Annotated in this window: 15 protein-coding genes and 2 tRNA genes; 6 read left to right on the forward strand and 11 right to left on the reverse strand. The window is 55.6% G+C overall.

Annotated elements, in window-relative coordinates:
• Window positions 1–211: 211 nt before the first annotated feature.
• A complete protein-coding gene (locus DFO56_RS21985) occupies window positions 212–1246 on the forward strand; it encodes an aminopeptidase (protein WP_072051674.1) in 1035 nt (344 codons plus the stop codon).
• A 114-nt stretch (window positions 1247–1360) separates the two neighbouring features.
• Here DFO56_RS21985 and rlmM read toward each other — a convergent pair whose 3' ends face one another.
• From rlmM to DFO56_RS22005, 4 genes are all read right to left on the reverse strand, one after another.
• Entirely contained in the window at window positions 1361–2461 is a 1101-nt protein-coding gene (gene rlmM / locus DFO56_RS21990) for a 23S rRNA (cytidine(2498)-2'-O)-methyltransferase RlmM (protein WP_045514427.1), read from the reverse strand.
• A complete protein-coding gene (locus DFO56_RS21995; RefSeq protein ID WP_020455036.1) occupies window positions 2454–2849 on the reverse strand; it encodes a DUF423 domain-containing protein in 396 nt (131 codons plus the stop codon). Before DFO56_RS21995 ends, rlmM begins: the two co-directional genes overlap by 8 nt.
• A gap of 40 nt (window positions 2850–2889) precedes the next feature.
• A complete protein-coding gene (gcvA, locus tag DFO56_RS22000; protein WP_017457703.1) occupies window positions 2890–3804 on the reverse strand; it encodes a glycine cleavage system transcriptional regulator GcvA in 915 nt (304 codons plus the stop codon).
• A gap of 351 nt (window positions 3805–4155) precedes the next feature.
• Window positions 4156–4383: a YgdI/YgdR family lipoprotein gene (locus DFO56_RS22005; protein ID WP_020455037.1), complete on the reverse strand. Its 228-nt coding sequence runs from the start codon at window positions 4381–4383 to the stop codon at window positions 4156–4158.
• A gap of 192 nt (window positions 4384–4575) precedes the next feature.
• Here DFO56_RS22005 and csdA point away from each other — a divergent pair, with 192 nt between their 5' ends.
• Both csdA and csdE read left to right on the forward strand, forming a co-directional pair.
• Entirely contained in the window at window positions 4576–5784 is a 1209-nt protein-coding gene (csdA, locus tag DFO56_RS22010) for a cysteine desulfurase CsdA (RefSeq protein WP_020455038.1), read from the forward strand.
• Window positions 5781–6230, forward strand: a complete 450-nt coding sequence (gene csdE / locus DFO56_RS22015; RefSeq protein WP_045514429.1) for a cysteine desulfurase sulfur acceptor subunit CsdE — start codon at window positions 5781–5783, stop codon at window positions 6228–6230. Before csdA ends, csdE begins: the two co-directional genes overlap by 4 nt.
• Here the strand turns inward: csdE and tcdA are convergent.
• Window positions 6215–7027, reverse strand: coding sequence for a tRNA cyclic N6-threonylcarbamoyladenosine(37) synthase TcdA (gene tcdA / locus DFO56_RS22020; RefSeq protein ID WP_020455040.1), 813 nt, complete (start codon window positions 7025–7027; stop codon window positions 6215–6217). The two genes, csdE and tcdA, sit on opposite strands and share 16 nt — an antisense overlap.
• 67 nt (window positions 7028–7094) lie before the next feature.
• The gene (mltA, locus tag DFO56_RS22025) at window positions 7095–8201 is read right to left on the reverse strand and encodes a murein transglycosylase A (RefSeq protein WP_020455041.1); all 1107 of its coding nucleotides are present in this window, start codon (window positions 8199–8201) and stop codon (window positions 7095–7097) included.
• A 206-nt stretch (window positions 8202–8407) separates the two neighbouring features.
• Between mltA and DFO56_RS22030 the strand changes: the two genes are divergently transcribed.
• A tRNA-Met gene (locus DFO56_RS22030) sits at window positions 8408–8484 on the forward strand.
• Between the two features lie 51 nt (window positions 8485–8535).
• Window positions 8536–8612: transfer RNA gene (locus DFO56_RS22035), tRNA-Met, on the forward strand.
• 77 nt (window positions 8613–8689) lie between these two features.
• Here the strand turns inward: DFO56_RS22035 and amiC are convergent.
• Complete coding sequence (gene amiC, locus DFO56_RS22040) at window positions 8690–9943, reverse strand: N-acetylmuramoyl-L-alanine amidase AmiC (RefSeq protein ID WP_017457697.1); 1254 nt, start codon at window positions 9941–9943, stop codon at window positions 8690–8692.
• A gap of 226 nt (window positions 9944–10169) precedes the next feature.
• On the opposite strand from amiC, the gene argA reads away from it, so the two are divergent.
• The gene (gene argA / locus DFO56_RS22050; RefSeq protein ID WP_020455043.1) at window positions 10170–11501 is read left to right on the forward strand and encodes an amino-acid N-acetyltransferase; all 1332 of its coding nucleotides are present in this window, start codon (window positions 10170–10172) and stop codon (window positions 11499–11501) included.
• Window positions 11502–11531: 30 nt separating this feature from the next.
• Here argA and recD read toward each other — a convergent pair whose 3' ends face one another.
• From recD to recC, 4 genes are all read right to left on the reverse strand, one after another.
• The gene (recD, locus tag DFO56_RS22055) at window positions 11532–13367 is read right to left on the reverse strand and encodes an exodeoxyribonuclease V subunit alpha (protein ID WP_045512455.1); all 1836 of its coding nucleotides are present in this window, start codon (window positions 13365–13367) and stop codon (window positions 11532–11534) included.
• Entirely contained in the window at window positions 13364–16912 is a 3549-nt protein-coding gene (gene recB, locus DFO56_RS22060) for an exodeoxyribonuclease V subunit beta (protein WP_045512461.1), read from the reverse strand. Before recB ends, recD begins: the two co-directional genes overlap by 4 nt.
• On the reverse strand, window positions 16893–19793 hold the full coding sequence (gene ptrA / locus DFO56_RS22065) for a pitrilysin (protein ID WP_045512463.1): 2901 nt from the start codon (window positions 19791–19793) through the stop codon (window positions 16893–16895). Before ptrA ends, recB begins: the two co-directional genes overlap by 20 nt.
• A gap of 153 nt (window positions 19794–19946) precedes the next feature.
• Window positions 19947–23318 carry an exodeoxyribonuclease V subunit gamma gene (gene recC, locus DFO56_RS22070; protein WP_045512465.1) on the reverse strand — a complete coding sequence of 1124 codons (3372 nt, stop codon included), beginning with the start codon at window positions 23316–23318 and terminating at the stop codon, window positions 19947–19949.
• Window position 23319: the final 1 nt, after the last annotated feature.

Below are 23319 nucleotides of genomic sequence, written 5' to 3' on the forward strand. Positions count from 1 at the left end.
CAATAGAGGGACTATAGGGGGCGGTTTAGAACGAATGAAATTACGAATTGGAATGAGTAGTTCCGCAAAGGAATAACGCTTGTGCAAAGCAAATATCAAAAAGTGCTTAACATCAACATTTTCGGAAGGTTAAGAAGAAATGAAATTGTGTAAAGCGGGTCACAGTTTCATACTAAGCGCGGTAAAAATTCTGCTGCTTAAAGGACTCCCTATGTTTTCCGCATTGCGCCTCCGTACCGCTGCCCTGGCGCTCGGCGTATGCTTTATCCTCCCGGTTTCTGCCCGGACCTCTCAACCCGGCGACTTTGCAACTGAGCAGGCTCGTCACATTGCCACTCTGTTCCCGGGACGAATGACCGGCACCCCCGCTGAAATGCTCTCTGCGGATTACGTTCAGCAACAATTTGAACAAATGGGCTACCAGAGCGATATCCGTAAATTCAAAACCCGTTACCGCTATACGGCGAAAGATAACCAGCAGAACTGGCAAAACGTTACCGGCAGCACGGTGATTGCCGCGCATGAAGGCAAACTGCCGCAGCAGATCATTATTATGGCGCACCTCGATACCTACGCACCGCGCAGCGATGCGGATGTCGACAATAACCTCGGCGGTTTAACGCTGCAGGGTATAGATGATAACGCGGCGGCTGTAGGCGTGATGCTGGAACTGGCGCAAGCGCTGAAGCAGACGCCAACGCAATACGGTATTCGTTTTGTCGCCACCAGCGGCGAAGAGGAAGGCCAGCTTGGCGCAGAGAGTTATCTTGCGCGAATGAGCGAAAAAGAGCGCAAAAATACGCTGCTGGTGATCAATATGAATAACCTGATCGTCGGCGACAAGCTCTACTTTAGCAGCGGGAAAAACACCCCGGCTTCAGTGCGCAAACTGACGCGGGATCGGGCACTGGCCATTGCCCGTTCGCACGGCATTCAGGCGCTGAGCGCCCCGGTCACAGCCACCAAAAGCAACCACAGCGCTAATGATGCGCTGGTGTTTGATCAGGCCTCTATTCCGGTGCTGTCGGTGGAAGCGACAAACTGGTCGCTGGGTCTGAAAGACGGCAACCAGCAGCGCGCCAAATCCAAAACCTTCCCGGAAGGCGTAAGCCACCATAATGCCCGGCTGGATAACCAACAGTATATCGATCAGGCATTGCCGGGACGCATTGAGCGCCGCAGCCGCGACGTGGTGCGCATCATGCTGCCGCTGGTGAGCGAACTGGCGAAAACCACCAAAAATTAACGCCAGCATGGCTGGCGTTATCTTGCAACTCCCCCGAACCCGACCGGTGTGCAAAAACTGAAACGAAAAGATTTTTGCGCACGTCCGGGTTCAGCAGAAGTGATCAACCGGCGGCTAGCGTTCGTCGCGACGCCCGCCTACCGCAGCCCACATTCTGCGCACATGTACCGTCACTTCTTCACGGTCATGATAGAGCTGCCGCGCCTGAATCTGCGCGGCAACGTTATGCTCATCCAGTTGCGCCTGAATATACGCCAGGTTGTTCGACACCTCTTCGTAACGCTTTTTCATCGGCAGCTTGAGGTTGAAAATGGTTTCCCGGCACCAGCCATTAGTCAGCCACTGCGCCATCAGCGCGGCGACTTTCGCTGGCTTCTCCACCATGTCGCACACCATCCACGAGATGTTGTTGCGGTTCGGTCGATAGCGGAAACCATCTTCACGCAGCCAGGTCACCTGGCCGGTATCCATCAGGCTTTGCGCCATCGGGCCGTTATCCACGGACGCTACCCACATGTTGCGTTTCACCAGCTGATAGGTCCAACCGCCAGGGCATGCACCGAGATCCACCGCGTACATTCCATTTGCCAGGCGCTCGTCCCACTCATCTGCCGGAATAAAGACGTGAAACGCCTCTTCCAGTTTCAACGTTGAACGGCTTGGCGCATCGGATGGGAACTTCAGGCGCGGGATGCCCATATAGAACGGCGAGTTGTTAAAGGAGTACGAATAACCGGTGTAGCAACAACCCGGCGCAATGAAGAACACGTGAACGACCGGACGCTTCGCTGAATCACTACGCGCCAGGATGCCCGCTTCACGCAGCGCGCTGCGTAGCGGAACGGTAAACTTGCGGCAGAACTTCATCAGCTCTTTGCTTTCGTTGGTATCGGCCACTTCGACACGCAAATCGCCGCCTTTATCCACGACGCCCTGCAGCATGCCGACGATCGGCGTAATGCGATCTTCCTGCGGTAAGTCGCGCAGCAGCTCACCGACGACAAACATCTGGCGGGCAAAAATCAGCGAACTGAACGGCAGCTCGCGCGCCAGTTTGTCGGCGTCGTCTTGCTGGTAGCATTCAAACACAACGTAACCCGCGTTCTCTTTCACACGCGCGAAACCGAACACCTCAAGGCGACCGGCTTTATCGGTAATTTCTGCTGCGCACTCTTTCTCAAAACCCGGGCGGCACAGCAATACCACTTTATTCATGAACAACGCCCCTACGTTTCAGACGAATTGCGCCAACTAACATTAATGCCCAGCCGATGAGAAAACAGACGCCACCGACCGGCGTAACAAACGCCCACAGGCGTAAATGTGAGAGCGCCAGGCAATAAAGGCTGCCGCTAAACAACACGGTGCCGAACGCCAAAAAAACGCTGCTCCAGTAAAACCAGATGCTGATGCGGCGCTGCATCGCCACCGCAAGCCCAAGCACCGCGAGCGTGTGGAACGCCTGATATTCGAGCCCGGTCTGGATCCAACTCATCTCCACCACGCCCAAAGATTTACGTAACACGTGCGCGCCGAAAGCCCCCAGCGCGACAAACACAAAACCGCTTACCGCGGCAAAAATCAGCATAAAACGGCTGGTCATGTGAGTACCCTAAAAGTCATACGCGCCATACGCGCGCGAATTATTGTTCGTAACGGAAACGGAACTTTTCCTGTTCGCTGGCCGCTTTTGCCAGGATCCACTGACGAAAGGCGGCTATTTTACCCAGTTCTGCCTGGCTGTCATGACAAACCAGATAAAACGCGTTCTTACTGACCAGAACATCATTAAACGGGCAGACCAGACGACCTGCCTCAATTTCGGACTGCGCCATTACATTGTTGGCCAGTGCGATCCCCTGTCCGTGGATAGCGGCCTGCAGCACCATAGAGCTGTGGCTGAAAATAGGTCCCTGCTGAACGTTAAGATTAAGACCTAACTGGCGCGTATAAGTTTGCCAGTCGCGCCGGGAAGCGTCATGCAGCAAGGTGTGATGCGCCAGATCTTCAGGCTTTTTCAATGCTTTATCGCCAGTGAGTAATAATGGCGAGCAGACGGGCAGCAAGTATTCTGCGTACAATTTTTCAACACGCAGCCCTGGCCAGTTGCCGCGACCATAAAAAATCGCCACATCAACATCGTCCGCCAGTTTGTCCTCTTCGCGGTCAACCGCCTGGATGCGCACGTCGATTCCCGGATAAGCTGAGTTAAAGCTAGAGAGCCTCGGCACCAGCCATTGAATGGCAAAACTGGGCAATAAACTAACAGTGAGCGCGCCTTTTGCACTGCGTGCTTGTAGTTTTCGCGTGGCCTCATTGAGCTGGGAAAATATCTCTTTGATATCCTGAAAATAACTCTGACCTTCCTCGGTAAGCAGCAGCGAACGGTTGCGTCGACGGAACAGTTTCAGGCCAAGAAAATCCTCGAGAGACTTGATTTGGTGGCTTACTGCGGCCTGCGTCACAAAAAGCTCATCGGCGGCGCGCGTAAAACTCAGATGGCGGGCAGCGGCATCAAAAACACGTAATGCATTCAGTGGTGGTAATCGCTTGGACATGGTTATCAGGCTTAGATGTAAAGGCAATTTAACAAACAGGAAACAGTGTTTAACCTATTAGTTTTTTTTATCTGAGCCATTATAAATTGTCCGTTGAGCTTCTACCAGCAAATACCTATAGTGGCGGCACCTCCTGAGCCGGAACGAGAAGCTTTTTTTGGAATGTGTGTTCTGAAAGGCTTTTGGCTTACGGTTGTGATGTTGTGTTGTTGTGTTTGCAATTTGGTCTGCTATTCAGACCCCGGTAGCGACGCTACCCCTTTTTCACTTCCTGTACATTTACCCTGTCTGTCCATAGTGATTAATGTAGCACCGCAAGATTGCGGTGCTTTTTTTTACCTGAAATCAGGGTTATTTATCCAGCGCGACCATCTCTTTAACGTCGGTACGGTTGATCTGTTGCTCGTTACCGTTGGCGTCTTTATAAGAGATCATGCCGGTCTGATCGTCGGTTTTCGGTTTACCTTCCGAAATAATCGTACGACCATCGTTGGTGTGTAATGCATAGTTCGGGCTGGAACAAGCGCTCAGGGCAAAAGCAAAAGCACATGCAGAAATAATTGCGGCAGCCTTTTTCATCTTCTTCTCCTTCTGGCAATTAATGCTGTGAAATACTCTTCACGGAAGAGTCTCGAACGATTAACTAACACTATTCAGCATAACCTGCTTACCGGACTCTGCCAGGACAAACAGACAATTCCGATGGTTATCAACTGCCTTGCTACGACCGAAAAATTGCGCGACGATCTGAGTAATTAGATGAGGAATCGCATGAACGCATTTAACCCAGCGCACTTTCGCGCGCAGTTTCCGGCGCTTGCCGATGCGGGCGTCTATCTCGACAGCGCCGCTACCGCCCTGAAGCCGCAAGCCGTGATTGACGCCACGCAACAGTTCTACAGCCTGAGCGCTGGCAACGTGCATCGCAGCCAGTTCGCGCAGGCGCAACAGCTTACCGCCCGTTATGAAGCGGCGCGCGAACAGGTTGCCGCCCTCCTTAACGCGCCCTCCGGGAAAAATATCGTCTGGACGCGCGGCACCACAGAAGCCATCAATATGGTCGCGCAATGCTACGCCCGCCCGCGTCTGCAAGCCGGGGATGAAATCCTCGTCAGTGAAGCGGAACACCACGCGAACCTGGTGCCGTGGCTGATGGTCGCGCAGCAGACCGGCGCAAAAGTGGTGAAATTACCGCTGGGCGCCGACCACTTACCGGATATCGCGCAGTTACCACAATTAATTACTCCACGTAGCCGGATTCTGGCGCTCGGACAGATGTCCAACGTCACCGGTGGCTGCCCGGATCTGGAACGCGCCATTACCCTGGCGCATGCGGCAGGCATGATCGTGGTGGTTGACGGCGCACAAGGCGTGGTGCATTTCCCGGCGAACGTTCAGCGTCTGGATATCGATTTTTACGCCTTCTCTGGCCACAAGCTGTATGGACCAAATGGCATCGGTGCGCTGTACGGCAAAGCGGAACTGCTCAATGAAATGACACCGTGGCTCGGCGGCGGCAAGATGATTACCGAAGTGACGTTTGATGGCTTCACCACGCAACCGGTGCCGTACAAGCTGGAAGCCGGGACGCCTAACGTCGCAGGGGTGATTGGTTTAAGCGCCGCGCTTGAGTGGCTGGACACGATGGATATCGTTCAGGCGGAGAGCTACAGCCGTGGGTTAGCCACGCTTGCTGAGGAGCAACTGGCACAGCGTCCGGGTTTCCGCTCTTTCCGCTGCCAGGATTCCAGCCTGTTGGCTTTCGATTTCGACGGCATTCACCACAGCGATATGGTGACGCTCCTTGCCGGTTACGGTATCGCGCTGCGCGCCGGGCAACACTGCGCGCAACCATTGCTGGCGGCGCTGGGGGTCAGTGGTACGCTGCGCGCTTCATTTGCCCCATACAATACGCAACACGATGTTGATGCGCTGATAGTCGCTGTTGATCGCGCACTCGACATTCTGGGGGATGCATGACCAGCCCTGCTTTTGCCGGACATCCGTTCGGCACGGTGGTAACCGAAGAGACACTGCGCCAGACATTTGGCGCACTTAATCAGTGGGAAGAGAAGTACCGCCAGTTGATCCTGCTCGGCAAGCAACTGCCTGCGGCGACGGACGAATTAAAAGCGCAGGCGCGGGAAATTCCCGGCTGTGAAAATCGTGTCTGGCTGGGTTCCACGCTCGGCGTGGACGGAAAAATGCACTTTTTTGGCGACAGTGAAGGCCGCATCGTGCGCGGGTTGCTGGCAGTCCTGCTCACCGCCGTAGAAGGCAAAACCCCGCAAACGCTGGTGGAAAACGATCCGCTGGCGCTGTTTGATGAGCTGGGCTTACGCGCCCAGCTTAGCGCGTCACGTAGCCAGGGGCTGGCGGCGCTGGCCGCCGCCGTGCAGGAAGCAGCCCGTCAGGCGCTAGCCTGACGTTCCGCCTTCGCCATCAGTTTTTTCAGGGCATGGGAGACCGCGATAAAGCCAAACGTCGCGGTCACCATGGTCGCCGCGCCGAAACCGGCGGCGCAATCCATGCGTTTTGGCCCTTCCGCCGTGCTTTTCATCGCACACACCGAGCCATCCGCCTGCGGGTAAACCAGCGCTTCGGTGGAAAACACGCAATCCACGCCCAGCTTGCCTTTGCTGTTCTTGACTACGCCAAAATCGCTTTTTAAGCGCTCGCGCAGTTTCGCCGCCAGCGGATCCTGAATGGTTTTCGCCAGATCGCTCACCTGGATCTGGGTCGGATCGATCTGCCCACCTGCGCCACCGGTCGTTACCAGCGGGATCTTATTGCGTCGGCAGTAAGCAATGAGCGCCGCTTTTGGGCGCACGCTATCAATCGCATCAATCACATAGCTGTAATCACGGTTCATTAACTGTGCGACGTTATCGGCAGTGACAAAATCATCAACCACCGTCACCAGGCACTCCGGGTTTATCTGGCGAATACGCTCCGCCATCACCTCGGCTTTCGCCAGCCCCACATTTTCACGCAGCGCGTGGATTTGCCGGTTGGTGTTCGTCACGCAGACATCATCCATATCAATCAGCGTGATCGCACCAATACCGGTGCGCGCCAGCGCTTCTGCCGCCCACGAGCCGACACCGCCAATGCCCACCACGCAGATATGCGCGTCGGCAAACCACTGCAGCGCTTTTTCACCATACAACCGCGCGGTGCCGCCAAAGCGCTGGCGCCAGGCGTCACTGATTACTGCTGACATAAACAAACCTCAAGATGAAACGAAAGACCCTCTTCCGGAGCCGGAAGAGGGTGCGAGTGTAGCACACTCAGCCGCTGAACACGCCGCCGCCAGCGCCGGTTCCGGGGGCGGTTTTCAACACCCAGACGCGGCCATAATGGTTGTACCATCCGGCGCGATGACCCGCATCCGGGCCAATACCCTGATAAATATCGAAGTGCTGGCCTTTGATTGCGCCACCAACATCAAGCGCCACCATCAGGCGCAGCTCATATTTACCGTTGAACTTGCCGTTGTTATCAAGCTGCGGCACTTCCGCCAGCAGCGTCGTGCCCGGCGGAATAATCGACCGGTCGGAAGCGACAGACGCACGGCCAATCAACGGCACCGCGCTGGCACCTTTTACCGGTGCCCAGGATTGCGGTTTAAAGAAGACGAACGAGGCGTTCTCTTCCAGCAACGCGCGAACTTCCGCTTCACTGTGTTTTTCGCCCCATTCGCGAATCGCCTGCATCGACATATCTTCGCGCTTCACTTCACCACGATCGATCAGCACTTTGCCGATGCTGCGGTAAGCGTGGCCGTTTTTCCCGGCATAGCTGAAGAAGTTAAGCGGGCTGCCGTCGCCAAAATCGATATAGCCGCTGCCCTGCACATCCATAATGAAGTTGTCCATCAGCGAGTTGCTGTAGGCCAGCACATAACTGTCACTGAGCGCACCGGCGTAGATTTCCGCGCGGGATGGCAAGCGACCGCGTTTAGGCGGCATACGGTAGATGGGGTACTGGAACTCGCCCTGGCGGGTATGGCGCGCCTGCACAACTGGCGTGTAGTAACCGGTGAATTGCACGTTGCCATAGTTATCCGTGCCTTCCATTTGCCAGGCGTCGAGGCCAAACTGGCGCAAATTACGCGTATCGCCACCGGACATCAGCCACGACTGAATCGCGTTATAGACGCCGCTCTGGCTGCCGTAGAGGCGCGGCGAGGCGCTGCGAATTTGGTTAACCTGTTCGGAGAAATCTCCGGCGTTGATTGGCGCCCCTACGGCGTCAGGTTGATTGACCAGGGAAAAAGGCTGGGAAAATTTTCCGTCTTTATACTGTTGACCGCGATCGGTCGGTTTTGAAGAGCAGGCCGCGAGAATTGCCACCATTGCGCCTGTGAGTGCGAACTTAACCCAACGTCCTTTCATTATCTCTCATCTTCTGATTAACCCGGAGCGGGGTGAAGATAACAAACCCCACCCGCTAATGAAATGCGCTATCACTACCCGGCGCTAATTTAGTGCAAAAAATAAACGGATTGTGTTGTTTTTACACATAATCCCGCCAATTATGCGATCCAGGCAAAAAAAAGGTTGCATCAAAACGTTTGCAGAGTATAGTGCGCATCCACGGACGCGGGGTGGAGCAGCCTGGTAGCTCGTCGGGCTCATAACCCGAAGGTCGTCGGTTCAAATCCGGCCCCCGCAACCAATTAAAATGTGAAGAAAAAAGTTTACATGACGGAAGTGTAAACAAGACGGACGCGGGGTGGAGCAGCCTGGTAGCTCGTCGGGCTCATAACCCGAAGGTCGTCGGTTCAAATCCGGCCCCCGCAACCAACACAATAAACACCTTAACGGGTGTTTTTTTGTTTCTGTGGTTCGCAAAAAAAATGGCGCTGTTCAGCGCCACTCTGTTATCCCCTTCTCGCCAGCGTCGCGCCATCCGCGAAGTAGGCTTTAATCCCTGCCAGAATCGACTCCGCTACTTCCTGCTGGAATTTCGCCGTCTTCAGCTTACGCTCCTCTTCCACGTTACTGATAAACGCGGTCTCCACCAGAATTGACGGAATGTCCGGCGCTTTCAGCACCGCGAAGCCGGCCTGTTCAACCTGGTTTTTATGCAGGTTATTAATATTGCCAAGTTTATTGAGCACCGCTTTGCCAAACTTCAGGCTGTCGTTAATGGTTAACGACTGCACCATATCGAACATGGTGTGATCCAGATAGCGATCGCCGCTCTTGCTCACCCCACCGATTAAGTCGGACGCGTTCTGCGTTTCCGCCAGATATTTCGCGGCGGTACTGGTCGCCCCTTTGGTCGACAGCGCAAAGACAGAAGAACCGCTCGGCTGGCGGCTGCTGAAAGCATCAGCGTGAATCGACACAAACAGGTCAGCGCGCTGTTTCTGCGCCTTGGCAACGCGCACTTTCAACGGAATAAACACATCCTCGTTGCGCGTCATATAGGCTTTCATATTGCTCTCTTTCTCGATCAGCGCATGCAGCCGACGCGCGATTTGCAGCACCACATCTTTTTCCCGGGTGCGATATTTCCCCATCGCCCCCGGATCTTCACCGCCGTGACCAGGATCGAGCATGATCACAATTGGTCTGTCACGCCCGGCTTTCCCCGGCTTCGGACCGCTCTCTGCGGGCGGCACCTGCTGCTCAAGATCGCCTTTGTTGTACTCTTCAAGCAGCGCCAGCAGCGGGTCCTGCACATCTTTCGCATTGGCCGGGTAGAGATCCATCACCAGACGCTCTTTAAAACCGGCCACCGGCGCCAGCGCGAACAGCTGCGGCTTCACGTCCTGTTTCAGCTCAAACACCATGCGCACGGTCTGCGGATCGAACTGCCCTACCCGCGCGGATTTGATATAAGGATCGTCGCCACGGATCTGCGCGCCCATGCCTTTTAACACGGAGTTCAGATGCACACCTTCAAGATCCACCACCAGCCGGTCGGGATTACTCAACGCGAACTGCTTATATTTGACGACATGGTTCGATTCCACCGTCACGCGCGTATAGCTTGACGCTGGCCAGACGCGAACCGCCACCACCTGGCTGACTGCGGCCAAACCAATTTGGCTCACGCTTAATAACCACATGGCCCCCGCGCCTTTTAAAAATCTGCGGCGGCTCAGCGCTGATTGACTTCCCGACATGCTTCTCCCGAGCAATTTTTATCTACGTAATAATATTCGTCAAAATTGACGGAAAACTTTAACGAATGATGCATAAACTGTCATCTATTAAAGGGTAAACATATGTCTGCCCGCGGGCTGCGGCGAGGAACATTTGTTATACGACAGCAAAATTTGCACTTGCACGCGGCGGCAGAAAAGAATAAAAATACACAATTTACGAATAATCATGCATTGAGGACAGGCCGTGGTAAAAGAGCGTAGAACCGAACTGGTGCAGGGATTTCGCCACTCCGTTCCCTATATTAATGCCCACCGTGGCAAGACATTTGTCATTATGCTCGGCGGTGAAGCCATTGAGCATGAAAACTTTTCCAGTATTGTCAATGACATCGGCCTGCTGCATAGCCTGGGTATCCGGCTGGTGGTGGTCTACGGCGCGCGTCCGCAGATCGACGCGAATCTCGCCGAACACAACCATGAGCCGATTTACCACAAACATACCCGCGTTACCGACGCGAAAACCCTTGAGCTGGTTAAGCAAGCTGCCGGGTTGTTGCAACTGGATATCACCGCACGTTTGTCGATGAGCCTCAACAATACGCCACTGCAAGGCGCGCATATTAATGTCGTTAGCGGCAATTTTATTATTTCTCAGCCTCTGGGCGTGGATGATGGTGTCGACTACTGCCACAGCGGCCGTATTCGTCGTATTGATGAAGAGGCGATTAACCGCCAGCTTGCCAGCGGCGCGATTGTGCTGATGGGGCCGGTGGCAGTTTCGGTCACTGGCGAAAGTTTTAATCTGACCTCGGAAGAGATTGCCACTCAGCTTGCGATCAAACTGAAAGCGGAAAAGATGATCGGCTTTTGTTCGTCGCAAGGTGTGATGAATGATGAAGGCGAAATCGTTTCTGAGCTGTTCCCGAATGAAGCGCAGGCGCGCGTCGAGACGCTGGAAGCTCGTGGCGATTACCACTCCGGCACCGTGCGTTTCCTGCGTGGCGCGGTCAAAGCCTGCCGCAGCGGTGTGCGCCGCAGCCATTTAATCAGCTACCAGGAAGACGGCGCGCTGTTGCAGGAACTCTTCTCACGCGACGGTATCGGTACGCAAATTGTGATGGAAAGCGCCGAGCAGATCCGCCGCGCCACTATCAACGATATCGGCGGGATCCTGGAACTTATCCGCCCGCTGGAACAGCAAGGGATCCTGGTACGCCGCTCGCGCGAACAGCTGGAAATGGAGATCGACAAGTTCACGATCATCGAGCGCGATAACCTGACCATCGCCTGTGCGGCGCTTTACCCCTTCCCGGAAGAGAAAATTGGGGAGATGGCCTGTGTCGCGGTTCATCCCGATTACCGCAGCTCATCGCGCGGCGAAGTGCTGCTGGAGCGCATTGCCGCTCAGGCGAAGCAAATGGGGCTGAGCAAACTGTTTGTGCTAACCACCCGCAGCATTCACTGGTTCCAGGAGCGCGGTTTCACGCCAGTGGATATTGATTCCCTGCCGGAAACCAAAAAAGAGATGTACAACTACCAGCGCCGGTCAAAAGTGCTGATGGCCGATCTCACCTGAGCTTTCGCCCCCGCCTTCTGCGGGGGCTTTTTACATCCAGGAACGAAAGAGTGAATCCAGCCCGCTGCGCCGTTCAGTGCGCGTCGCGATCGCCTGCCCCAGCACGCGTTCGTCGGCATACACCGACAAGCGATTACGGGCGCGGGTTATCGCAGTATAAACCAGTTCACGCGTCACCACCGGTGCAATCTGTCCCGGCAGGATCAGCGCGGCATGATCAAACTCCGACCCCTGCGATTTATGCACCGTCATCGCCCACGCGGTGTCATGCTCCGGCAAACGGCTAGGCAATACCGGTTTGATTTCGCCGTCCGGCATCGGAAACCAGACGCGGATCCCCTGCCCTTGATCCAGCGCGATGCCGATATCGCCGTTAAACAACCCCAGCGCCGAATCGTTACGCGAAATCATTACCGGTCGCCCGTGATACCAGCGCGAATGCGCCAGCCGGGTAATCTGGTGCTGACGCACCAGCGCCAGTTCAAGCCGCTCATTCAGCCCGCTGACGCCAAACGGCCCTTCGCGCAAGGCGCAGAGCAGCTGATATTCGCCAAAGGCGGCAATCACCTCTTTCGGCCCGGCGTGGCTTCGCACCAATGAGAGAAAGCGCGCGTAACCCGCCAGCGCATCGTCAATCATGCCCTGATACTCTTCCGCGCTGTTCAGGGGTTTACGCTCAATGTCAGCAAAGCCCTGGCTGAATACCGCTTGCATCGCGCGTTTATCGCCCCGGTTGACGGCGGCGGCGAGCTGGCCAATCCCGGAATCACTGCCAAAGCGGTAGCTTTTTTGCAGCAAACAGAGGCTATCGCGCAAGCTGCCTGCCTCGGCGATACCTTCGGGAACCTGAGCGCCCGTCAGACGCGACAATTGCGCTGCGCGTTCAGCGCTATACCCGGCATTGACCCACGCGCAAATATCACCCAGCACCGCGCCGGCCTCCACCGAGGCCAGTTGATCGCGATCGCCGAGGAAAATGACCCGGGCGCGTGAAGGCAGCGCATCAATCAAGCGGGACATCATGGGTAAGTCGATCATTGATGCTTCATCGACGACCAGCACATCCAGATGCAACGGGTTACCCGCATGGTGACGCATGCGCTGGCTGCCGGGCTGCGCGCCAAGCAACCGGTGCAGCGTGCTGGCTTCATCCGGCAACATCGCTTTTTGTCGGGCATCCAGTTGCAACTGGCGTAGCGCACTGCCCAGCGATTCGGTCAGGCGCGCGGCAGCTTTACCGGTTGGCGCGGCAAGGCAAATTCGGCACTTGTCGCCGTCCACCATCTGCACCAGCGCGGCAAGCAGTTTCGCCACGGTTGTGGTTTTGCCGGTTCCTGGACCACCGGAAATCACCGAAATCCGCCGGGTAAGCGCCACGGCAGCGGCCACTTTTTGCCAGTTGATTTCAGTTTCCGACGAGGAGGGAAATAGCGTCTCCAGCGTCTGCGCCATTCGCGTTTCATCGACATCCTGAAGTGGCGCTTGTGCGGCAAAAAACGCGGCAACCCGCCGCTCATGACACCACATGCGGTTCAGATAGAGGCGAGAATCGGTGAGGATCATCGGCGTCGCGGCTTCACATTCGCTCACTGCGGGCGAACGCAGCAAGACGTTACGCCAGTCATCCGGGTTGCCCGCGAGGGCGAATAACTCGCTAAACAGCGGTGAGTCGTTACCGTATGTCTCAGGCGTAAGACGCGCGAGCGGCAGGCATACGTGCCCTTCACCAGTATCATGGCTGAGCAGCGCTGCAGCCAGCATCACGGCGGGTTCCTGTTCCGTGGCGACCGTCAGCGCAAACTGCACATCCAGCGCACGCAGCAATTTCTGCTCCACCGCTTCCTGTAGCAAATTTTGCATACTCATGGCGCAACCTCCGGCGCAACGCCTGCGAACAGGTCGTCCATTTGTGTAATTAATTCAACATCAGGCCGGATAGTGAAAATCCCCTGTTGTGGGTTTTGCGCATCCACGCCACGCAGAAACAGATAAATCACGCCGCCGAAATGACGTTCGTAGTCATACCCTGTAATGCGATGACGCAAAAAGCGGTGCAATGCCAGGCTGTAAAGCTGGTACTGCAAGTCATAACGGTGCGACTGCATCGCCGCCGCCATGGCTGCTTGCGTGTAGGCTTCTGCGCTCTCGCCCAGCCAGTTAGATTTGTAATCCAGCAGGTAATAGCGCCCGTTGTGGCGAAACACCAGGTCGATAAAGCCTTTCAACATGCCGCGCACATCGCGGAAATCAAGCGGCGGGCAGCCAGCCGAGAGCGGATCATAACGCCGGATGAGTTCATCCAGCGCCTCCGCGCTCAGCGTGGCGCTAATCGGCAGGTAAAACTCCATCTCCACCTGTTTTTCTTTGTTCGTCAGCTGGCTCAGCGAGATGCCTGTTTGCGCCAGAGGCACATGCAGCACGGTTTCCAGCCAGCGGCTTAGCACCGGCTGCCAGTGTGCTTCGTAACCGCCCGCCAGTAGTTTCTCTGCAACCCAGGTGTCAGCTACCGGCTGCGTAAAATCCAGATCCTCAAACAAGCTGTGCAAAAATGTCCCCGGTGCCGCGCCGCGCGGAAACTGATGCGGCGTTAATACCGGCTCCTGCAACGCTTCTCGCTCTCCGGCTGCGTCAATATCCAGACGCGGCAGCAGATCCTGAGCGATGCCATGAGCCCGCTGCTGCAATCCGGAATAGCTGGTGACACGCCAGTCATCGCTGATGCGCCGCGTGATTTCACGCACGCTCAGCGTCGGTGGTTCCGTTTGCGGCAGCTGCCAGCGCCCGGCGTCCGGCAGAGAAGGAATGCAAAGGGCAATATCGTCATTGCACAGTTGCTGCAAAACGTTACGCAACGCGGCGGCATCCAGCGCTTCGCCTTTCTGCAAAAGCCGCCCCAGCGCGCTCTGGTGAAAATCACTGGCTCCGGCTTTTTCGCCACGGCGACGAAACAGCGGGGCAACCCCCAGGCTGCAATGCCAGACAGAACGCGTCAACGCCACGTACAGCAAACGCAGGTCTTCGGCCAGACGCTCTGCTTCCGCCAGCGCGACACTCTCTTCGGCATGGCTGAGATCGAGCACGGCGGCAAAGGAGTCACGATCGTGGTAAAAGCCCTGATCCTGAATGCGGAAATTGGCGATAAACGGCAGCCAGACCAGCGGATACTCCAGCCCTTTCGATTTGTGGATGGTGACAATCTGCACGAGGTGTTTATCGCTCTCCAGCCGCAATTGCTCGCTTGATGCATTAGCGTTCGGCTCGGCAATACGCTGCGCCAGCCAGCGGGTAAGTGCGTGTTCACTTTCCAGTTGCGTCCCCGCCTCCTGCAACAACTCGCTGATGTGCAGGATATCCGTCAGCCGTCGTTCACCGCCGGGGGTCGCCAGCAAGTTTTCCGCCACATGTCGCGCACTCATCAGTCTGCGCAACATCGCCATCACACCGCGTTTTTGCCACAGCTCGCGATAGCCAGAAAACTCTTCAACAATCTCATCCCACGCCAGCTCATTCTGGTTGAGCGCATCAATATCCAGCGCAGTAAGCCCCAGCAAGGAGGTCGCCAGCGCACTGCGCAGCGTACTTTCGCGCTCCGGCGCCAGCACCGCCTGCAATAGCCACAGCAACTCCTGCGCTTCCGGTGTTTCAAAAACGCTGTCGCGGTTGGAAAGATACACAGACGGAATATTCAGTAACGTTAGCGCATCGCGAATAAGTGAGGCTTCATGGCGGCTGCGCACCAGCACGGTAATATCCGAGGCTTTTACCGGCCGCGCGTTTTCCCCTTCATACAGCAGCGCTTCGCCCCGCAGCCCGGCGCTCAGCCAGTCGCGGATTTGCGCTGCGCATAACTGCGCCATAAATCCCTGATAATCCCCGACGCTTACGCCGTCGCCCTCCATCAGCCACAGCTTCATCGCTGGCTGTGTTTCCCCCTGATACGCAAAACGTAAACCTGCGTTTTTGGCGGCGGGTTTTACCGGCTGGAACGGGATCTGACGGAACATGAAAGCGTCGTCCATCCGGCTGAAGAGCTGGTTGACGCTGGCAATCATGCCAGGCGACGAGCGCCAGTTGGTATCCAGCGTATAGCGGGCACTCACTTCATCGCGCGCTTTCATATACGTGAAAATATCCGCGCCGCGAAATGCGTAAATGGCCTGCTTTGGATCGCCAATCAGCAATAAACCGCAATCCGGCTGTTTCAACCAGATGCGGCTAAAAATACGGTACTGCTGCGGGTCGGTATCCTGAAACTCATCGATCATCGCAACCGGGAAACGGGTGCGGATTGCCGCGGCCAACGCTTCGCCGTTCGGGCTTCGCAGGGCATCATCAAGGCGGCTGAGCATGTCATCAAAGCCCAGTTCGCCGCGCCGACGTTTCTCTTTTGCCACCGTTTCACGAATCTCACGCATCGCGCTGGTCAGCACCAGATCGTTAAGCGTCAATGACTGCGCCAGCAAGTTTTCAATGGCGACGAAAAGCGGGTGTTCTGGCACAACGCCGTCAGGTTTTGTGCGTTCAGTAAGAAAGGACTGAGTGAATTTTTCCAGCGCGTCCGGCAACAGGTAACTACGGGTCTCTTCCTGCGCCCAGGTGGAGATTTTCTCGATCCATTTCGCCTGGTTGCCACGGTTAAATTTACGTCGGTCAATACCGGAGTTTTCGAGCAGTGGCTCGATTTCATTGACGCAAGCGCTCCACTGACGCTTCACCTCACCAATCTGCGCAATAATTTGCTGATGGCGCGAGGCCAGCGTTTCGTCTGCTGCGGGCGGCGTTTTAATTTGTGGCGCTTCCCCTTGCAGATAACGATCGATCGCTTTCAGCAGATCCTGCGGTCCTTTCCACGAAGCATGGATAACTTCAGCAATTTCACGCGCTAGCGGGTAGCAGTGACGACGCCAGAAATCCGCACAGGCCTGGTAACGCAGCAGCGACTCATCTTCCAGCAGTTGCAGTTCAAACAGCATGCCGGATTCGAAGGCATTGAGGCTCAGCATGCGCTGGCAAAAACCGTGGATCGTAAAGATTGCCGCTTCGTCCATTTGCCGCTCTGCCAGCAGCAGCCACTGCGCCGCCTGTTGCTTATCGGCAATCTCGTCCAGCAGGCGTGCGTATAGCGGGTTATCGCTCGTTTCGCGCAGGCAAGCAATGCGCAACTCATGGATGTTACTGCGAATGCGGCCGCGCAGCTCTTCTGTCGCAGCCTCGGTGAAAGTCACCACCAGCAGTTCTTCAACGCTGAGTGGGCGCGGGTAGGCGGCGCTGCCGCCTAACCCTAATAGCAGCCGCAAATAAAGCGCGGCGATGGTAAAGGTTTTACCGGTACCCGCCGAGGCTTCAATCAGGCGCTCGCCGGTGAGCGGCAAGCGCAGGGGATCAAGGGTCTCAGCGGTCGTTTCTCTCATCTTTCTCGGTCATCTTCGGTAAGGTTTGCTGCAACGCGCTGGTGCTATCCCAGACCTTCCAGCCTTGCGGGCGGGCATAATCTGCTTTACCGCTCTGGCTACCGGAGATCTGCGACAGGATCGCCATACCTTGCGGCTCTACCACCGCCTGATGGAAGAAATCGGCAAGTTTTTGCGGCGTCAGCAGTTTTATCTGAGCGACTACTTTATCACGCGAATCGAAGCGCATATTGCCACGATCAAAATCTTTGCTGAGTTTGGAAGCTTCTTCACCTAACGTTTGCGGCGCTTGCGTAAGTTGCGCGATGACGCCCTGCTGAAGTTGCGCAAACTCTTCCGGCTTCATTGCCCGTAATTTCGCTTCTGCGGTGGGGAAGAAAGCCTTGTAGCGCTCCCAGAGATAGGCTGGCTGCTTATCATTGCTTTGCAACAAGAACCCCATACCCCACTGGCGACCTACGCTCATAGGGAAGGCGAACACGGCATACCCCAGTTGTTCTTCTGTACGCAGTTGGTTATAGAACCACGGCTGCACGATTTGCCCTAACATCGCGCTGTATGCCGAACTGCTGAACTCATCAAAACCGGTAGGTACGAACACCGCCGCGAGTGCGGAGTCCGTACTGTTGCCCGCTTTTTCAAAGCTCACATTCTGCTGCTTGTCCACCACGACGTTCTGGTTTCGGCACCACACCGTACCGTTAGCGCCAAGCTGTTTTTGCACGTCATGAGCGAGGTCTTTCGTCTGCTGTTCGCTCAGGTTACCCACCACCAGGAATTCCGGACGCGCATTATCTTTCAGCGCATCACGGTAGTGCAAAATATCCTGCAAGGTAATAGACGGCAGCAGTGCGCGACGCTCTTCACGCTGGAAATAAGGCACCTGTGACAACATCTGGACCGGCATAATTGCCTGATCGAACGCTTTGCCTTTTTCGGCAGAATCCATCATCTGCGCATACCAGGATTTGGCCTGGGCAAGCTGTTCTTCCGTCGGCGTATAGCTGAAATAACCCGCCAGCAGTGCCTGGAAAAGCTGCGGCAAACGCTGGGTATAACCGTTGGCGTTGAGCATCAACCCGTTATTGGCGTTGGTGGAAAAACTGATGCCACCGACCGCCGCCTGATTGCTGAGCTGATCGAGTGCCAGCCCCGCCAGATAATCATTAAGGGCAAATATCACCTGGTTTTTTGCGCTATCCATAGCCTGCGGGTTACGCAGCACCACGCTGACATCCGCTTTGGGCTCATTGGCGAAATACTGGCTTGGCATATACACCACGCGCAGCGTCGGCTCATCGACAATCAATTCAGGGTGTTCATACTGCTTCGCCGGTTTTATCAGCGAGAAGTCATCGGGAATATAGGGGTTCAACTCCGGGAATTTCAGCGCAATACGGCTCTGGCGCGTCTGCCAGTCGGCATACGTTTCTGGCGTGATTTTATTCACCTGGTAAGGCGCTTCAACAAAATAGGCCGTTTTATTGTGCGGTTCATCCGGGCTGATGTACCAGATACGCGCATTTTGCGGCGTCATCTCATCAAGACGCGCCTGTACCGCTTTGGCATCGAACCGATCGGCAATGTTCACCGAATCCAGCGTATGGGCGACAGGTACGCGGATCATGGTATCCGCCAGCCACTCGACGTAATCCATATCGCGGGTAATAGAGGGATAGCGGAAATCGAGATCGAGAATATGTGCCAGCTCGTCGAAATAGCGTTTATCAACGCCTTTTTCGCGCAGCAGTTGCAGATAGCTGAAAATAGCAGCCACGACTTCATCACGATTGGCCTGGCCTTTATCGGTCAACGTTGCAGAGATGGCGAGCACGCCACTGTTGCCGTTCACTACCGGATCGGAATCACCGCGAATACCTTCTACCAACCCCTGACTTTGCAGCCAGCCCGAGAGCGTGCCCGGGCTGCGGTTACCAATTAAGTAGGTTATAAGCTCGTCCGTTTTACTGCGAAAAGCGGCGGTATTGTTATCGATACGAAATTCCACACGCAGCACTTTACGCGGCACCGCCGGGACATAATGGATAATGATGCCTTTCTGCGCATCGGTCACCACGGGAACCGTGATGTCCGGCTTGTCGATATTCTTATTCGGCACACGGCCATACGTTTCGACAGCAATTTTCGCCAGATCCGCTAATGGGCGGTTACTGTAGATCACCGCTTTCATCAGGTTGGCCGAATAGTATTTATCGCGAAATGCCAGCAGCGCGGCATGAACAGGGCTGCCCGGCTTATCGCTGAGGGTTTCGAGATTACCGCCGGAGAAGCGCGCGCCAGGGTGCGCCGGATTGATGGTTTCCGCGCTGACCTGCGCCATACGCATACCGTCACGCGTGCGGGCCATTGTCAGCTCGGCGTTGACCGCATTGCGCTCACGTTCACCATATTTTTTATCCAGCATGGGGGCGGCAATGGCATCGGCTAAGCGATCAACAGCCCCTTCCAGCGCATTGTTCTCCACTTCCAGATAATAAGCGGTGCGATAAGGCGCGGTGCTGGCATTGTGGCTGCCGCCATGCAGTTTCAGGAATTCGGCCAGGCTATCGGGCTGAGGGTATTTTTTGGAACCCATCAGTGTCATGTGCTCAAGATAGTGAGCAAGGCCGGGATGCGCATCCGGATCTTCAAGCGAGCCGACTGGCACCACCAGCGCGGAGAGCGATTTTACCGCCTGCGCGTCGGACACCAGCAACACAACCATGCCGTTATCAAGGCGTATCGCCTGATATTGCCGGGTATCTTTGTCGCTCTTACGGATAGTTTCCTGAACAGGTTGCCAACCGTTGTCTGCCTGACTGAATGAAGCCCAGAGGGCAAAAAACAGGACGAAAGCTTTGAACCAGGTGCTGCGGGGCATTCACGAACCTCATCATTAACTTTTCCGGCTCGCCCAGGGAGAATGGAGAAAGCCGGGTAAACCTGTGCTGGCTGAGCCAGCACTCTTGTTATATCAGTCCGTGACCGTCGCGCATGATAATGGATGCAACCATTTCGCGCAATTTTTATACAATCAATCGGACTGGTTGTGTCGATAAAGCGGTAACAGAAAACGCTGCGCTTGTTTGGTAATTTCAGCGTAGTACTCAGGTTCAAGGGTTCGCCACAGGCGCTGATACCAGACATCATCGCCTTCACCGCGCACCACCATGTTGCCTTCGTACGCCTGCAGGAATTTACTCTGCGCTTTTTGTAACGTCTCTTCGTCCTTTAACATGGCATCATTTGCCGCGTCATAACAGACTTTTATCCATGCGCCGCCGCTTTCCGGCAATAGCAGAAGCGGTTTAACCATGCCTTCCCGATAACCTTCAATCAGCGTTGCCAGATATTCCCGCGCCTTATCAGCGGGTAGCGGGGGAAAACACCATTTACCCTCTTTGCGCACGAACAAGCGGCTGGTGCCGGTGCCACCGCTGGCACAATAGACAAGATGTTCCAGCCAAAGTTGCAGGCCTTGCGAAACGTTCAACAAGGCCGGACGCCAGCGCAATAGCCCGTCTGGCTGCACACGCGGCAGCCATCCGGTGAGATGAACGCCTGCACAATGTAAGTCAATTTCAAGGCTGTCAGAAGGCTGGCGATATTCAATAACGCGGTCAGCCAGCTCCTGCATCTCCTGACATTGGGTTTCCCAGATGATTTCGCCAAACGCCCCATAAGGCAGTACGCCAGCCGCGCGGTAGCGGCGAAACAGCTTCTCTGCGTCTTGCTCTTCAACCAGCGTATTTAATATCTCCTGATTGAGCTGGTAACGGCTCAGGCCATCAAGGATAAACGGCTCTGCATCCGGGATTTCACTTTCTTCCGGGCGGAAATTAACGCGCAGGCGCATCTGGAAAAAAGCGCGCACCGGATGCGCCCAAAAACGCTGGAGCTGATCAAATGTGAGCGTTTCAAGCGGCACGTCATCCAGCGATTGAATAAACTCGGCATGCGCCTGCCCCTGCGAACTCGCGGCAGGTAGCCAGTCGCGGACATAACTTTGCCACTCATCAGCCGTATAGTTTGCCGGATCAAACGGCATACGCGTATGCAGATGCGTAATATGTGCCTTTACCCGCTGCTCGCTTTCATCGCAATTAAGCAAGGCATCGCCTGGCAAGTAGTGGCTCTGCCCAATGTAATCCACCAGTTCCTGTACCAACACCGAGGGAAAACGCTCTTTGTTATCCTGGATAGACCGGCCGATATAGCTGATATAGAGCTGCTGTTGCGCTGAGTTAAGCGCTTCGAGGAACAAGTAGCGGTCATCATCCCGACGGCTGCGGTCGCCTCGCTGCGGTTTCTGGCTCATCAGGTCAAACCCCAGCGGAGGCAGTGCGCGCGGGTAGACACCATCGTTCATGCCCAGCAAGCAGACCACTTTAAACGGAATAGAGCGCATCGGCATCAGGGTGCAGATATTCACAGGCCCCGCGAGGAAACGCTGACTGATACGTTCCTGATCGAGGCGCTGAGCCAGCTCGTCACGCAGTAGCGAAAGCGGGATCGCGTCGTGGTAATTTGCACCAATTCCCTGCGCGATAATGTCCTGCCACTGCTGTTCAATCAGGGCCAGCGCGGCTTCTGTGTCCTGGTCTGGCAGGAAAAAGTCATTAAGCATGTCGCGGCAAACCGGGAGCCACTCTTCCAGCGGTCGCGCCTCAGACAAGCCGCGACGCCAGATATTAAGCTGCATCAACAGCTCCGCCAGGTGGCCAACTAACTCCGCGATAAGCCCGCTGCATTCGTCATACGGTAAAATCGACTGCCACTCACCCTGGCGGCTTTCCATCGCATAACCGAGTAGCATTCGCGTCAGGCCAAATTGCCAGGTGTGCTGCCCGGTCGGGGGTAATTCAAGTTCGCGAACGTTGTCGTCGTCCATTCCCCAGCGAATGCCGGACTCATTGACCCATAAACGCAGGTAACGCAGCCCCTCTTCATTGATGTTGAAACGCGCCGCCAGCACCGGAACATCCAGCAGCGCCAGCACATCTTCACTCACAAAGCGGCTGTCCGGCAGGGAGAGCAAACTGATAAAGGCCTGCAGCGCCGGATGAGCCTGCCGCGCGCGGCGGTCGGAAATAGCATAGGGAAGATAACGCTCACCAGTGGCGCTCCCGAAAACCGCCTGAATATACGGGCTGTAGCTGTCGATATCGGCGACCATGACCACGATATCGCGAGGCGTCAGTTCAGGATCCTCTTCCAGCATCGTAAGCAGCCGGTCATGCAGGATCTCTACTTCTCGCTGCGGGCTGTGGCAGATATGCACCGTTACGCTGCGATCGTTGGGATCAAGCAGACGTTTTTTATCACTGCGGGAAAACTCTTCTGCCGTTACGCCCGCCACCGCACCATTTTGCAGTTCCAGGATGTCGTACTTCAGATTTTGCAGCAGCGAGCCGGGCGTAATGTCGACGAAAGCATCCAGCTCTTCATAGCGCTCCATGCCCGCCAGCAGGAAAATGTTGTCCCGTCCCAGCTTGCCCCATGAAGCCAGCAAAGGGTTACCAACATCCTGCTCGCCATCGGCATTGAACAGACCTTCGGCATTTTGCGTATCACGGAACAGCGGAAACTGTCGGTTTTCCCGGTGATGCCGACGATTACGGGTGATCAGTTTCGCCAGAAACGCCGGATCTTTAATATCGCCCCAGTAGTAACGGCAGGGATTCGTAAACAAAAGATGGACATCAATATGCTTACCCAGCGCCTGAAGCGCTTGCAAATAGATGGGCGGCAGCGCGGAAATCCCACAAATAAAGACGCGCGAAGGCAAACCGGCGGGCCGCTGCTCAGCCGATTCAAGCTTATCGATAAAACGCTGGTAGAGGTTGGCACGATGCCAGTGTGGCTGCCCCAGCGCCGCGGTATGTTCCACCAATGCGCGCCACAGCGGTGCTTGCCAGCGCTGCGCTTCATCCAGCCCGTCGATCTGTTCACCCGCTTCCCATCGTGTTAGCCATTCCGGGCGGTAAACCAGATATTGATCGTAGAGATCCGCCACGCGTGAAGAGAGCTGGAAGAGTTTACGCTTGTCATCGTCGTCATTCAGATAATGCCGCAGCATGGTGAACGCATCTTGCTCCAGCATGTCGGGCAATAGCGACATCAGCTTCCAGCTCATACTCTGTTTGTTAAATGCGCTCTCTTTCGGAATGCCGTCCAGTACGGTGACGAACATTTCCCAGATAAAACTCGCAGGTAGCGGGAAGGTAATATTGGCGGCAATACTAAACTTCTGCGCGAGCGTCATTTGCAGCCATTGCGCCATGCCGGTGCTCTGTACCAGCACCACTTCTGGCTCAAAGGGATCGTCGAGCCTGTCATGCTCAACAATAAACTCCATCAATGCTTCCAGCACATCCAGACGATTGGAGTGGTAGACCCTTAACATA

Origin of the sequence: Kosakonia sp. AG348 (assembly GCF_003337365.1) — a bacterium.
In the GTDB taxonomy this organism is placed as follows: Bacteria; Pseudomonadota; Gammaproteobacteria; order Enterobacterales; family Enterobacteriaceae; genus Kosakonia.